Raw genomic sequence first — 14,815 nt, 5'->3', positions numbered from 1 at the left:
AAGAAAAAATGGAACTTATTTCATTAAAAGATGTCGTATTTGGTTACCAACATACGCCTATATTAAAAGATGTTTCATTTACCATTGACAGTGGTGAATTTGTTGGAGTTACTGGTCCAAATGGCGCGTCAAAATCAACGATGCTGCGATTGATGCTGGGTCTGTTGAAGCCGTGGCGAGGAACCATTATAACCAATAAAACTAACCATGAAGGAAAAAAACTAAAAATTGGCTATGTACCTCAACAAATTGCCTCGTTTAACGTAGGTTTTCCAAGCACTGTATTAGAGTTAGTAAGATCTGGTCAATATGAAAAGGGAAATTGGTTTAAACGACTAACAGTAAAGCATCATCAAAAGGTAGAAGATGCACTAAAAATGGTGGGTATGTGGGAATTTAAACATCATAAAATTGGCGATTTATCTGGAGGGCAAAAACAAAAGGTTTGTATTGCACGGGTACTCGCTTCAGACCCAGACGTGTTAGTACTAGATGAACCGACAACAGGAATGGATGTAGAAAGTCGCCAGGCATTTTATCAATTTATGGATCACCAAGTTAAAAGGCATGGCCGTACAGTTGTGATGGTCACACATGAACAAGACGAAGTTGAAAAATACTTAACAAAAATTATTCGACTAGAAAGAGGTGAAAAAGGCGGATGGAAATGTTTAACTTGGAATTCATGCAGCGCGCATTTTGGGCAGGAAGTTTAATTGCGATTATTGCACCTTTACTTGGTGTATTTTTAGTGCTTAGACGACAAGCATTAATGGCAGATACATTGTCACATATCTCTCTTGCTGGTGTGGCGATCGGTTTCTTTATTCATTCTAACGTTACACTATCAAGCTTCTTAGTCGTTATTATCGGAGCAGTTGGCATTGAGTATATGAGAAGAGCGTACCATACTTATTCTGAGGTCTCCATTGCCATACTGATGGCAGCAGGCTTATCCTTTGCTCTTTTCTTACTCAGTATCACAGAAGGCGGTATGACAACTAACATTGAACAATATTTATTCGGTTCAATTGTGACCATTAGTAATGAACAACTCTACATTATGACTGGCGTTACCGTACTAATCCTTTTATACTTTTTTATTTTTAAAAGACAGTTGTATTTAATAACCTTCGATGAAGACACGGCTCAAACAAGTGGAGTAAATGTTCATTTACTTTCATTATCTTTTAGCATTTTAGTAGGTATGGCAATAGCAGTTATTATTCCAACAATTGGTGTGCTACTTGTATCAGCGCTGTTAGTCCTACCGGCAGCTTTTGCGATTAAACTATCAAAAGGTTTTACAATGGTCTTTCTAGTGGCGATTGCTATGGCACTTTTTAGTATCCTTTTAGGGCTTACATCTTCTTATGAACTGGGAACACCTCCCGGAGCAACCATTACATTGTTACTAGTCATTCTTTTACTTATTGGTTTTATTGTCCAGAAGGTAGTATTGATGATAATGCGATCAAGCCATAAAAAGATACATTAATTTAAAATATTTTAGTCTATCCACATGTCGTTTCACATATAAAGATAGAAGTAGTATAACAAAACGTAAACATTACGATTTAATTCTAAAATGTACACCTATACGAAGATTCTCTATCTTCAATTACTCTTTTATGTGGAGGGATTATTATGACAGCTATACCTTCTTATATTCTTTCTGGCTTTTTAGGAAGTGGAAAAACAACATTGTTAATTAACATCTTAAGATATTGTAAAGAGAAAAATTTAAAACCCGCAATTATTTTAAATGAATTAGGTAGTGTAAACGTAGAGAGCCATTTGTTTGAAAATGAACAAGTATTTGAACTACTAGACGGCTGCATTTGCTGTACGATTCAAGATGATTTAAAAACAACGTTAATAAATGTAGTAAAACAACATGAAAAAGGGCCTGTTGATATATTACTTATAGAAGGAACAGGTGTTGCAAACCCTCTTGAGTTAGTGGAAACAATGTCTAGCCCTTCATTACTAAAGTATTTTGATTTGCAAGCAGTTATTAGTTTAATTGATGCCAATACGTATGTAGATAATCAAAGTATTTTCACATCAAAAATAATTCGTAATTTACTTGAAAGTCAGGTTAAAGGAGCTACAACAATTGTCTTAAATAAAGTAGATTTAGCAACGGACAAGCAAATGGCTAAAGTAGAAACGAAATTGGCAAAATATACTCTTGAGGGCACAAAGGTTTTGAAAGCTTCATATGGAAAGGTTGATATTCCGGTATTATTGGAAAAGCGCATAAGCTCAGCAGTTTTAGATAATAAAACATGTAAGTGCAATAACCATACGCATGAACATGAAAAGCTTTGTAGTCATCATCATGAACACCATATAGGCATCAAAACAATGACTATTCAAGATGTGCCGAGTTTTACAAAAAAACAATTAAGCCATTGGTTAAAGTCACTTCCAGAAGGTATTATTCGAGCTAAAGGATATGTAAAATTAGAACAAAAACAAGGTTTATATCATTTCCAATATAGTTCTAATCAAATTGATGTGAGTGATCACCCACAAAACGGTGTTATTGATTCTTGCATTGTTCTAATTGGACAAGATCTAGATACAGCAAATATACCAGAGGTATATGGAACATAATAATAAACTAAAAGACCTTTCTATATGAATAGAAAGGTCTTTTTAAATTATAATAGACAATATTTATTAGCCTTTGAATTTAACATATATTATTATCTGTTAAAATATTTGATTCCAATATGATGCGCTCATAAGATCTAGGCTCCACATAGCAGATCCAGCTAGATGATACTGCGGAATTAAATCTAAATATTCTTTAAAAGATGTAACAGTAGGGAGCCATACTTGATAAACTCTGTTATTTGCAGTGTAAGAAGTGTAATATTCCCCCAAAGTGGAATTCCAATTTAAATTTCGATGATTTTGAGTAACTAAATCTTCAACATATTGAACAGAAGTGGCAGGGTTCTTTACAATCTTCCCACTATTGTCTTGTTGCCAAACCCTTGTATAAGCAGGAAGGCCTAATATCATTTTTTGAGGAGGTATACCAGTTTTCGTAAACTCTTGTACATTTTCCTTTAGCCATGAGAGTGATGTTACAGGTCCGGGTACAGGGTCTGTTGACCAATGTTGATCATATCCCATAAAAATAATGTAATCGCAATAATTCCCTATTATTTTATGATCAAATGGTCCATATTTATTATTACTTCCTTTAGAATCAGGAGGTAGGTCAATAGAAAGAACAATCTTTGATTGATTTAGGAGATTAGATAAACTTTTTACAAATTGTGAAAAAAGATCCCTATCTTGACTACGCACGTTTTCAATATCTAAATTGATACCATCCCATTGGTTATTAAGGGAAACTTGGTAAATTTTCTTGATTATTTCTTGGGTTTTACTAGGATTAGAAAGGAATGTATGAACATTAGATTTTGTATCATTATTAATGATAAAACGTGCCCATATTTTTTTATCTTGGGTATGCATAGTGTTTATTAAAGAGGGGGTAGAGTTCACTTGTAAGTTATACTGATTGTTAATAGAAACTAATGCTGGAGAAACAACTTTAAGATTATGATAAGCAGATAAATCTTGTTTACTCGAGTTATTATTATTTCCTGTTACCCATCCTATAGACAAAGGAGATTCTTTAGGTGAAACATGTTTATTAACAGAAACAGAAGAAATTTTGTTGTCTTCAGTGACTGCAGAAGACTTTTGTGAAATTGAAGAAGTTAGGGATTTATTCATCGCAAGAGATCCACTACCTGTTGAAAACACAATCATAGTAGGAATAATTAAAGTTATGAGAAAGAGCAAGAGAAAAAAAATCCATAAATACTTGTAGAGCTGTCTTAGAGCAGGCGGGCGATTACATGAAGGGTAAGAATGTTTCATATAGAATCCTCCATTTTAAGATAAGTATTGCAGTTCAAACTTAGTGTTTAAAATTAAATCTAGTAAATAAAGAGATACAAAAATTAAAACGTAACATTTACGATTTAATTTTTGTTTCTGTATATTTCTATGTGAAATTATAGAGTGAAGAACTAAAAATTTTTAAAAATAAATTTGATAATTTCTCATTTACTATTATGTGTTTTAGTAATAAAAATGGTTCTGATGCAAAAACTTCAAAATAACTGCAAGGAATCTTCCAAAATGTCTTTTAAATAGGGAGATAACTAGAAGATTATTCATTATCAAATCATAAAAACAGATAATAGTAATCATTACGATTTAATGTTATAATTATAATTGTATTATCAAGTAGATGAAGCAATTAGTGTATTAAAAACATTAAGAGAGCGTTCCATTAATCTTATTACAAACAATTCAATTAAAATTGAACGATCAGGTTATATCAAAGAGTATTAATAATAATAAAAGTATATAAAGGCTTTTATATCTAAATATGAAGCAAAGAAATGGGTGAGAACAGATGAAAAAAATCAATATATCTATACTTGGTGGCTTCTTAGGAAGTGGGAAAACTACCTTATTGCAAAATATCTTGAAAGAAGAGAAGAAACGAAACCGGAAAGTAGCAGTGTTATTAAATGAAATTGGAGAGCATTCTGTTGATACAGATATTATTGGAACGAAAATACCATTAAAAGAACTTTTAAATGGATGTATTTGCTGCACCCTAAAAAATGAGTTAGAAATTCAACTTTTATCTCTTTATCAGCAGCATCAGCCTGACGTGATTTATATCGAGACAACAGGAGTTGCTCATCCATTAGAAGTATTAGATGCATGTTTATCTCCTATTATTGCACCATTTATTGATATTAAATCTATTATTGGTGTAGTTGATCTAAAGAGATGGATGGATCGTTATGAATTGAATCAGTCATTGCAAAAACTCCTTGTAGAACAGATCAGGTATAGTGATTATCTTCTGTTAAATAAGAGCGACTTAGTAACAGATAAAGAACAATCATCTATCCAAAAAGAAATAATAAAAATTAACCCTAAAGCTAAAATCAATTTAACAACTTATGCTCAAGTGTCATTGGAGGAAATTAATCACTCCAACCGTTCCTGTGGTGCTACCCATGAGGAGCTCCATGTTCATCATCATTTACATATTCAAACCATGACTTACCAGTTTGAAGGCTCAGTTATTAAAAAAGAATTTGATGAATGGATTAAAAACTTACCTAATAATATCTATCGGATAAAAGGTTTCTTGCAGTTTGAAGATGATCAAGTACATACTCATTTATTCCAATATTCATATAGATCTCCCTACTCATTTCCACAGAAAAAAACATTCCCTAAAAATCTCGTATTTATTGGGAAGGATTTTGATCTAGATAGACTAAAGAAGGAGTTAAAGGATTTAGAACAAAATGCTAAGCAAAAAGTCTCTGCTTATTTAGAGTAATTTAATCAGATACTACAGGAGGGACGTAATGAATATTAATGACTTATATAAACGGGTAATATTGGATCATGCAAAGAATAGAAGAAACCACAGGAAAACAGATTGTTATACTCATAAAGTACACTATAAAAACCCTACTTGTGGAGATGTAATGACGATGTATGCAACGATTAAAGCAAACAAAATAGAAGACTTATCATTTGTAGGAGAAGGATGTTTTATTAGTATGGCCTCTTCTTCAATGTTTACTAATATAGCAAAAAAAAAGACAATTGCTGAGATAGGGGAGCTCTCTATACTTATGAAGGATATGATTCTGACTGGAAAGGTAGTGGATGACCTAAGGTTAGAGGATGCAATTAGTTTAGGAGATATTCATAAATTTCCTGCCCGATACAATTGTGCTTTAATGCCCTGGCAAGCTTTTGAGAAATTACTTAAGAATAGAGAGAAATCTTAAAGAAAGGCTGTCAAATAATTATTTACAACAATTTGGACATAAACCATAGACCTCGAATTTATGACTAGTAATTAAACAATCATTTAAAAAAGATTGAACTATTCCCTTAGGACAAAAATTAAGGGGTTTTACTGTTCTACATTGTGTGCAAATAAACATATTTTGATGATCAAGTTTATTTTTTAAGCCAAATAATCTTTTACCATTAAGACTAGTAGATTCTAATAAACCAACATCTGAAAATAATGAAAGGCTCCGGTAAATCGTATCAAGACTTATACTCCAATTATCTTTCTCTAGATCATTCCGAACTGTACTGGCTGAAATTAGTTTATTTTTATGCTGACAGAAGTATGATAATATAACGCTTCTTTGAGGCGTACACTTATACCCATTTTCTTGTAAGTGGGTTATATAGTATTCTTTAACCATAGATATCATCCTTTAAAAGATTATTAAAATATAAATAGTAATAATTACGTTTTGTTGTGGATAATATAAATAAATTATGGATGAAAGTGTAAAAAATAATTTCTGAAAATGTTTACTATGACAATAGATTATTTACTTTCAGCTGCTATCTTTCATTCATCCCACTTATAATTATTAAGCTTTTTATCAATTTCATCTAGGCCTAGAAAAGGGAATGAGTTGCGTGTATTAGTACATTTATTTACAAGCCACTTGATATCTTATTTTACAAAATAGTCGCTCCAGTACGTTTCATACTCGATAAAGATAGGAGCGTACGCCTTTAACGAGTATGAAATTGTATAATACTTCTAAAGCGAGTATTTTTTAATTAGCTATACAATTTTTAAATTGTTTTTCTAATTCCTCTTTATTTAAATCTTTACCAATGAAAACCAATTCGGTTATTTTTCTCTCACTTTCCTTCCATCTACGGTCAGGTCTGCCGGAAAAGAGCATATGAAGTCCTTGAAATACAATTCGTTCTTTCATACCTTTAATATAAAGAACTCCTTTATATCTTAGGAGATCTTCTCCTTTCTCTTGGACAAGATAACTCATCCAATGGTTAACCTTATCTAAATCAAGTGGTTTTTCTTCTCTAAAAGCAATAGATGATACTTTATCGTCATGGTGATGGTGATGATGTTCTTCTAAGAAATGAGGGTCAATTTCAATCTTTCGGTCTACATCAAATGTGTGAATTCCTAAAATTTCATTCAAATCTATACTGCAATTTTGAGCGTATAAGCGTTTAGCTGTAGGGTTCATTTGATTAATTCTTCGTTCTAATGAATTTAAATCGCCACTCGATATTAAGTCGGTCTTATTTAAAATGATCACATCACCAAATGCAATTTGTTCCTGTGCCTCATCATGATTGTCTAAATGTTTAGTGATATGTTTACTATCAACTACTGTAACAATGCTATCCACTTCAAATTTCTCAGACAGATGTTTATCCATAAAGAATGTTTGAGCAACAGGTGCTGGATCTGCTAAGCCTGTTGTTTCAATTAAAACGCGATTAAATTTTACTTTCCCTTGCTCCATTGATAAAACAAGCGTATTTAAAATACGAATCAGGTCTCCACGAACTGTACAACAGATACAGCCATTATTCATTTCTAGAATTTCTTCATCAGCATCAACTACTAACTGGTTGTCTATTCCAACTTCTCCATATTCATTTACAATAACAGCAATCTTCTGATTATGCTTTTCTGTCAATATTCGATTTAAAAGAGTGGTTTTTCCAGCTCCTAGATAGCCTGTTAAAATAGTGATAGGAGTTTTATTTGGTTTCATTAATACCATTGTTAGATTCCTCCATTGAATGTTTTTTTGATACTTTCATTACTTTTTCTTTCTCTTTGGAGATCCCTGTTACAACTCCTTCAGTCCTCTGAAAGCCATCATTACTAAATAAATGACTTACTTTTCCCGTCTCATCTTGGCTGGTCATAAGGGAATCAATAAATATTTTGGCATCCTCTGGTTTTAGATCTTTGTACCACGTTCCCTTAGGATACGCGATGACCACACACTTATCATGACATCGTCCATTACATCGTGTGCGAGTTGTATGTATAGTGCCATCTAAATCCTGATCTGAGATTTCTTTCCGAATTGCTTGAGTTAGCCCTTCTGCTCCAACTTGATTGCAACTGCTTCCGTTGCAAATAAGCACGTGATGTTTAGTTTTACTTAAGTCCCATGTTGCCATATTCTTTCCTCCTGTCAACTAACAGTAATGATTACGATTTAAACTCAATTATTACTCTCTTATTTCTTTATATTTCCTTAACTTCATTTACCAACTGGATTTTTTGACTCCTGGAATTTGACCTTTGTGTGCTAATTCTCTAAAAGCAATTCTAGACATCTTAAATTTCCGCAAATATCCTCTAGGTCTTCCTGTTAGCTCACAACGATTGTGTAAACGAGTTGGTGCCGAATCCCTAGGTAGCTTTCGAAGAGCTTCATAGTCACCTTTTTCTTTTAGCTCTCTTCGTAATTCAGTATATTTTTTGACTAGTTCTTGACGTTTCTTCTCTTTTACTACTTTAGATTTTTTTGCCAATGGAATACACCCTTTCTTTATGTTGTGTGTTTTGGTTAATTAGAAGATATGCATCATTATTAAATCGTAACCATTACTATTTACATCTTGTTATAATATCCTACTTGTGGTTCAAATGCAAATAACAAACAGATGTAGTTAATAAATTCTAAAGAAACAGGGGAAAAATATAGTTGACTTTTAAAAGATATTTTTTTAGTATTACATTAAACGTAATGATTACGATTTATTTTTAAGAAATGCACTCTTGTTCATATGAACAACGAATCTGTTATTTATATGACAAAATTATCTAGAAAATATGATTAGTTTAATTAACTAAGCCTTATAAAATTTTTATTTAGGAGGAAAAGATATTGTGATTTTAACTGGCAAGACGATCTTAAAGAAATTGGAAGTTCAACAATTGGATATTAAACCAATTGTTAACTCTCAAATACAACCAGCTTCTATTGATTTACGATTAGGAACGCATTTTCTTACGATTAATGAGCACATTACCTCCATGATTTCATTCGATAAACCGGCGGAATATAGAGAAATTAATCAGGACGTTATCATAATTCCGCCTCACTCCTTTATTTTAGGTACCACAATGGAGTATATAAAGTTACCAAATAATCTAACTGCTTTTGTAGAAGGAAGAAGTTCTATAGGGAGGTTAGGGCTATTTATTCAAAACGCTGGATGGGTAGATCCTGGGTTTGAAGGTCATATTACGTTAGAACTTTACAATGCTAACCATGTACCTATTCAGTTGAAATCTGGAAGGCGCATATGTCAGTTAGTATTAGCTTCCTTAGATAATGAAGCTACCCCTTACCTAGGAAAATACTGTGGTCAACATGGAGCGACTGAGAGTAGGATCTACCTTGACGAAGAAACGAGATTTTCAAAGTTAAACAATGAAAAGAAGTTTAAACAGTTTGATTAGATTTACTCTCTAAATCTTGGACATATCGATACTGTTAATATAAAAAAGGAATGGGATTTTTATAATAATTATTTTATCTTTAATAAAGTTATTTAAGATTATAAATTTTATGAATAGCAATAACATGTTGATAGGATGAGAAGATGATTATTAAACTGCCTTCTAAAGAAGAACGACATAAATTATTTGGCTCTGTGCCACCAGGTGCAAAAATTAAACCCACTACAAAAAATGGAATGAAAGATTTACAAAATCAAAAAAACAAATTTTTATTTGACATAAATCAAGTAGGAATTAGCAACGTAAAACAACCTGTTAATGTACATAGCTCGTTATCTCCAAATCAACAAACGACTATAGCGACATTTACCTTAACTTCCAGTCTTCCTTATGACAAAAAAGGAACAAATATGAGTCGTTTTGTAGAGCAGTTAGAACAGTACAGACGTCAAGGGTTCATATTAGATTTTTCTACTCTTCACGATTTTGTAAAAACGTTATCAGAAAGACTAGAACAAAAAGATACTCAACTTCAAGTAGAGTTTCCATGGTTTTATGAACGTAAAGGTCCCTCTTCAGATTTAACCGGACTGAACCATACGCAAGCAAAAATGAAAATTAATTATACTCAAGAACATGGATTTAAAGACGAAGTTAGTTTAACTTGTGGAATTACAACATTATGTCCTTGTTCAAAAGAAATCAGTGAATATAGTGCTCATAATCAGCGTGGGTACGTAACAATGAGTGCTCAACTTTCTTCAGATTACAGTGACGATATAGATTGGAAGCAAGTTTTATTACATGCTGCAGAATCAAATGCCAGTGCGTATATTCATCCTATATTAAAAAGACCAGATGAAAAAATTGTAACAGAACAAGCATACGAAAATCCTCGTTTTGTAGAAGATATAGTACGTCTTGTAGCTGCAGATCTATATGAAATAGATTGGATTAAAGGGTTTGATGTAGAATGCAGGAATGAGGAATCTATACATTTACATGATGCAATAGCTTTACTTAGCATCAAGAAATAATACTAAAATCTCTATAAAAATAAAGAAAGAAGAAGGTTAGAACGTACATTTTCTAGACTTCTTCTTTTTGTAAATAAATTAATATTTTAAGTTGTATCTCAAATATAATTTAATTAATTGCTTTACTATTAAGTTTTAATAATTTGATTCAAAAAACCTAGGGTAGTTCTCTAATAATAATTAATGAACACTACCATATTTGTCGTCAGGAAGTGTAAATATTAAAACTAATATAATAAATGAAATAAGTTTATATTTACTCATTAAAATATTGTGTTTTATAAACTTATCTTGTGGTATAGATATAAAATGGTTATTCTTGCATATAAAGAACTTGTACTAAGAGAACAAGTAAAAAAAGAAGAAGAATTTACTCCTTTAGAAATAGAAAAAGGCAATCTATTAATAAAGTATAAACGACAAGAATAGATAAGTTATGTTAACTGGGTACGAATATTTTGAAGCACTAGAGGTACCTTAATTATATTCTTCTCTCCCTATAGGTGGTATAATATGGATGATTGTACCAGTGAAAGGGGAGAAAGAGATGAACAAACTTGTATTCAAGCAATTTGAAATCGGAAGAGAGTACTTCCTCAAAATCATAGGGGCTGTTTCGGAGGATCAAACTGATGTGCAGCCAGATGGTTTTAACAACACAATTCATTGGCATACAGGTCACGTTTTGACAGTTACTGAACAAACTATGTTTGGTTTTCCTCATGCAACAACCCATCTTCCAGCAAACTATATGGAATTGTTCGGAAATGGTACAAAACCAGCCGATTGGACGGGGGATGTACCTACTATGGATGAGCTTATGATACAGCTAAAGGATCAATTGGCTCGTATTCAGCAAATTCCTGCCGAACAGCTAAACAATACCTTGGAAAAGCCATTTCTAGGATGTAAAACCTTTGGAGAACTGGCGGGTGTTACACTGATGCATGAAGCAACTCATATGGGACAGATTCAGGCAATGAAGCGAATAATTGAACATGTGGGTGTAAAAAATTGAATTTGACAAAATGATATAACAAAGTTATCGGCAAGTATAGCCATTTTCTCCTTTTCTCTATGTTAAAAAGAGAGGGTGGGGTTCATGTTATTACCTTGTATTAGATAGGCTTTATAAGATGTCTTCTTCAACTACTGGCTAGTCCCAGTAGTTTTTTCTTTTTAAGATGAATGTAATATATATTTTCAGTTGACATAATGTCTTTTTCCTGACCCCCTCAAAAAAGAGAGCCCCCTCACTTTTTTTGAAGGGGCTCTCTCGCCGGTTGGCACTCATACAAACACGTTTGTTTGAGTGCCAAGAGGGTCTTCATATAAAGACATTGTCAATTCCTTAATGCCTCCCAGCACGCCTACCATTGACAACTGTATAGTCCCTACTTTGAAGATAATTCTTCTCTATCCGCAGCTTCGGGTGGTGTTTCCATCCATCCGTTTTCTATCATGATATCTGCTGCATCATTAACAAATCCTGATATATCCTTTAAAAAATTTGCATACATTAGCGCTAAATCGCGTCTTCCGTTTACAGCTACTGAATTTCCAAAATTTCTTACTCTCATCGAAAACATATCCATTTTATGAAATACCATTAATTTATCAGAAAAAGGAGAAGATGTTGAAGTTGTTACTAAATGATCAATTAATTCCGGAGAAGGCAAGTTATCATCGTGAAGTTTTTTTATATAACCTTCAATCGATTTATAAGTAATTTCTTCTCCTTTTATAAATAGCTCTCGAATCTTTTTCGTTTTTGTAACTTGACTAAACGCCATTACTAAGGCTTTGCTTGCCAAGTTAGTCTCTAGATTATCGTATAAATGGGCAATTTCTAATGCATGTAAAGGTCGAACATCTCCAATAAAACCTTTTAAATAATTTTTGTGTGCTATATTTACTTTTTGTGGCGTCGGAATAATAGGCGATTTAATAACCAATCCTTTATTTATTGAAATATCTTTGATCCGTTCCCCCAATTTTATAGTCGATTCCATACAATGAAGGGAAAAATTCCTTATATCCTCTCTATACATTAACGGTATCCCTACACTGTAAAGACTAAGTCCTACTTTAGTTACATACCTTAAATAATGTACATAGAACTCGTCTTCAAATAATCTTGGGGCATCAAGATTAACATCTTCTTTTGTAAAACCATGTGGAATAGGAAAGTTCTCTTTTATAAAAATGTCTTTTATGGTTTTCTGAAATTCTTTACTTAAGCTTAGTGCATTTTCCAATAATTTTTTTATATCTTGGTCTTCAACATGTTGAAGAAAGTAACTTAGAATACATGTAGACATGCTGTTACCCATATATGTAGCCCAAAGTTTACCCATTTCTGCAGACGTTAATTTTTCCATGTATAATCTCCTGTATCCATTTTTTCTTAGATTTACCTTTTGAATAATATATATTCTTTTAATCCATAGAGATTCGAAAATTTGTTAAGTAACGTAAGATTTGAATGGATAGAAAATAACAAACACGAAACAAATAATAAATATAATGATTAAGCTTTTCATTACTATTTCTCTCCTTATTTATAAGATAAAATTAATGCATCCTAAAACGGTTATATTATCAATTTTGTTGCTTTCACAGATCAAGCTCATAGAATATGAAACATATTAGGTAACTAGGATATGTACCTGAAAATAGAGTTTTTATTTATATACTATTAAGTTAAATTAAGAAATTTAACACCTTTAATATATCCCTGAATTAGCAATTGTATAAACGGTAATAATGGATATAAATCAAAAACTAAAGGATGATACCATGATTTTTATCTATAATGATTATGGTGGAACACATACCACTTCTATGGCAGCAGCTTATCATTTAAAAAAATTACCTACTAGTCGAACACTGACTAAAGATGAAATATTAAATATTGACTATTTCAATAAATTAACTCATTCTGATATGGGGAAAATTATTTTTCATGGGGTAGATACAGAGGGGAATTCCGTTTATACAATTGGTCGAAAGTCCTCCAAACTTGTTGTTCCAGCTTTAAAAAATTTAAGTCTATTATTACAAGACAAATATCAAATTCATGAAAAAATAGTTTTTTCAAATACATCACCAACTGTTCCATTTGCTATGACACTGGGAGGATTCTTGTCCAGAGGGCTAAAAATTGACTTCATCGGTGTACCGTTATTAGTTGTTGGTGCCAAAAAATGTTGTCATAATATTCTACAATTGGTTGAACACACGAAACAAATAGGAAAGTCAGCGAATTCAAAAGTAATTGTATTAGAAAATAAAAGATTTAAGTAATCATTGAAAGGAAGTCCCAGACTAGTCAGGGGCTTTTTTTGACTAAACACGTGTTAATACCATTACAAGTGTCACTTCGATATTCGAATGGTCTCCATATCTACATTAGAGTGCAATTTCTAGAAATGTTTATTTCACAGCGTATATAAAATAGAGAGTTTGTATCGCTAAAAACAAGTCTGTAAAAGTATAGTTTATAGTCATTGTACACGCCTTTCTAGTTATATAATTGTATCTAATTCACTAATGTTATCTAAATAAATCCATTTAATTGATTATATTTCCATATTTAATAGTCGACATTTATTTGATAAAATAATTTTTGACAAACCCTATATGCATTATCTGATATTTATACTTTGGGATTTTTTATGAAAGCTTACTTAAAAGGCATGCGTATTAATACGTATGCCTTTTAAGATTTTTTATTTTTATTAAACACAATTTATTATAAGTAAGTTCACGTAATGGATTTTCTAGGAACCTAATACCTAAAAACCCTTTTTATCTCATGAAGGATTTTTAGGTATTTTAAACGTGTAAAACAGAATAAATATATCAAAGTATGTTAATCATGGATTAAAGATGTAAAAAACGATTTTTTCACTCGCCCTAATAATTCCATAGGAGAACATACATGAAAAACTATACAAACGATAACACAGCAAGACGCTATATAGCTCACGTTAGTATACTTGGAACCACTCAGATTCACTTAAGAAATCCCTACATCATAGCCTGGTGGTCAGCAGCCTTTCCCGGTTTCGGACATTTACTTTTATCCAAATATCTTCGAGGATTTGTTTTATTTATTTGGGAGGTTGTTATTAATCTTCAGTCAAATATAAACGTGGCTATGATTCATTCCTTTCAAGGGGACATAGACATGGCGAAAGAGTCACTAAACACTAGGTGGCTTCTCATTTATATTCCTGTTTATATCTTTGCCATATGGGATAGTTATCGAACGACGGTTGATTTAAATAAAATATATCTCTTAGCTGAAAGAGAAAATCACACCTTTAATTCCTTTAGTATGGGAGCTATGGAGATTAACTACTTGGATAAAAGAAATCCTATTATGTCTATCATATGGTCCTTATTTATGCCAGGTTTAGGT

The 14,815-nt window shown here is 32.0% G+C and carries 15 protein-coding genes and 1 pseudogene; 10 read left to right on the top strand and 6 right to left on the bottom strand.

Annotated elements, in window-relative coordinates:
- Positions 1 to 8 precede the first annotated feature (8 nt).
- From SB717_RS30735 to SB717_RS30725, 3 genes are all read left to right on the top strand, one after another.
- Positions 9 to 716 (top strand): metal ABC transporter ATP-binding protein, encoded by a 708-nt coding sequence (locus SB717_RS30735; protein WP_410906410.1) that lies wholly within the window; start codon positions 9 to 11, stop codon positions 714 to 716.
- Entirely contained in the window at positions 662 to 1,498 is an 837-nt protein-coding gene (locus SB717_RS30730) for a metal ABC transporter permease (protein WP_410906408.1), read from the top strand. The genes SB717_RS30735 and SB717_RS30730 overlap by 55 nt, the downstream gene beginning before the upstream one ends.
- Positions 1,499 to 1,647: 149 nt before the next feature.
- Positions 1,648 to 2,622, top strand: coding sequence for a CobW family GTP-binding protein (locus SB717_RS30725; protein ID WP_410906406.1), 975 nt, complete (start codon positions 1,648 to 1,650; stop codon positions 2,620 to 2,622).
- 99 nt (positions 2,623 to 2,721) lie between these two features.
- Here the strand turns inward: SB717_RS30725 and SB717_RS30720 are convergent, their stop codons facing one another.
- Positions 2,722 to 3,909 carry a glycosyl hydrolase family 18 protein gene (locus SB717_RS30720; RefSeq protein WP_410906404.1) on the bottom strand — a complete coding sequence of 396 codons (1,188 nt, stop codon included), beginning with the start codon at positions 3,907 to 3,909 and terminating at the stop codon, positions 2,722 to 2,724.
- A 544-nt stretch (positions 3,910 to 4,453) separates the two neighbouring features.
- Here SB717_RS30720 and SB717_RS30715 point away from each other — a divergent pair.
- Together SB717_RS30715 and sufU are read left to right on the top strand one after the other, a co-directional pair.
- Entirely contained in the window at positions 4,454 to 5,404 is a 951-nt protein-coding gene (locus SB717_RS30715) for a CobW family GTP-binding protein (RefSeq protein ID WP_410906402.1), read from the top strand.
- A 28-nt stretch (positions 5,405 to 5,432) separates the two neighbouring features.
- On the top strand, positions 5,433 to 5,864 hold the full coding sequence (gene sufU, locus SB717_RS30710; protein WP_098591387.1) for a Fe-S cluster assembly sulfur transfer protein SufU: 432 nt from the start codon (positions 5,433 to 5,435) through the stop codon (positions 5,862 to 5,864).
- A gap of 18 nt (positions 5,865 to 5,882) precedes the next feature.
- On the opposite strand, the gene SB717_RS30705 is transcribed toward sufU, so the two are convergent.
- The 4 genes from SB717_RS30705 to rpsN form a co-directional block, all read right to left on the bottom strand.
- Positions 5,883 to 6,296: a Fur family transcriptional regulator gene (locus SB717_RS30705; protein WP_410906399.1), complete on the bottom strand. Its 414-nt coding sequence runs from the start codon at positions 6,294 to 6,296 to the stop codon at positions 5,883 to 5,885.
- A gap of 366 nt (positions 6,297 to 6,662) precedes the next feature.
- Positions 6,663 to 7,652 carry a CobW family GTP-binding protein gene (locus SB717_RS30700; RefSeq protein WP_410906397.1) on the bottom strand — a complete coding sequence of 330 codons (990 nt, stop codon included), beginning with the start codon at positions 7,650 to 7,652 and terminating at the stop codon, positions 6,663 to 6,665.
- A complete protein-coding gene (locus SB717_RS30695; protein ID WP_410906395.1) occupies positions 7,630 to 8,061 on the bottom strand; it encodes a (2Fe-2S) ferredoxin domain-containing protein in 432 nt (143 codons plus the stop codon). The genes SB717_RS30700 and SB717_RS30695 overlap by 23 nt, the downstream gene beginning before the upstream one ends.
- An 87-nt stretch (positions 8,062 to 8,148) precedes the next feature.
- Entirely contained in the window at positions 8,149 to 8,418 is a 270-nt protein-coding gene (gene rpsN, locus SB717_RS30690; protein WP_410906393.1) for a 30S ribosomal protein S14, read from the bottom strand.
- Between the two features lie 358 nt (positions 8,419 to 8,776).
- Here rpsN and dcd point away from each other — a divergent pair, with 358 nt between their 5' ends.
- From dcd to SB717_RS30675, 3 genes are all read left to right on the top strand, one after another.
- Positions 8,777 to 9,352 carry a dCTP deaminase gene (gene dcd, locus SB717_RS30685; protein ID WP_410906392.1) on the top strand — a complete coding sequence of 192 codons (576 nt, stop codon included), beginning with the start codon at positions 8,777 to 8,779 and terminating at the stop codon, positions 9,350 to 9,352.
- Between the two features lie 143 nt (positions 9,353 to 9,495).
- Positions 9,496 to 10,389: a GTP cyclohydrolase FolE2 gene (gene folE2 / locus SB717_RS30680; RefSeq protein WP_410906391.1), complete on the top strand. Its 894-nt coding sequence runs from the start codon at positions 9,496 to 9,498 to the stop codon at positions 10,387 to 10,389.
- A gap of 547 nt (positions 10,390 to 10,936) precedes the next feature.
- Entirely contained in the window at positions 10,937 to 11,407 is a 471-nt protein-coding gene (locus tag SB717_RS30675) for a DinB family protein (protein WP_061860515.1), read from the top strand.
- 376 nt (positions 11,408 to 11,783) lie between these two features.
- Here SB717_RS30675 and SB717_RS30670 read toward each other — a convergent pair whose 3' ends face one another.
- Positions 11,784 to 12,770: a DUF3231 family protein gene (locus SB717_RS30670; RefSeq protein WP_410906389.1), complete on the bottom strand. Its 987-nt coding sequence runs from the start codon at positions 12,768 to 12,770 to the stop codon at positions 11,784 to 11,786.
- Positions 12,771 to 13,188: 418 nt separating this feature from the next.
- Here SB717_RS30670 and SB717_RS30665 point away from each other — a divergent pair, with 418 nt between their 5' ends.
- Both SB717_RS30665 and SB717_RS30660 read left to right on the top strand, forming a co-directional pair.
- Positions 13,189 to 13,695: a DUF3189 family protein gene (locus SB717_RS30665; protein WP_192101206.1), complete on the top strand. Its 507-nt coding sequence runs from the start codon at positions 13,189 to 13,191 to the stop codon at positions 13,693 to 13,695.
- 637 nt (positions 13,696 to 14,332) lie between these two features.
- Positions 14,333 to 14,815: pseudogene (locus SB717_RS30660) on the top strand (hypothetical protein); the annotation flags it as partial.

The sequence above is a fragment of the Priestia sp. SIMBA_032 genome (assembly GCF_046535215.1).
GTDB lineage: Bacteria > Bacillota > Bacilli > Bacillales > Bacillaceae_H > Priestia > Priestia aryabhattai.
Note: the sequence above shows the minus strand (reverse complement) of the source record. Positions and strands in the feature narration are given on the sequence as shown.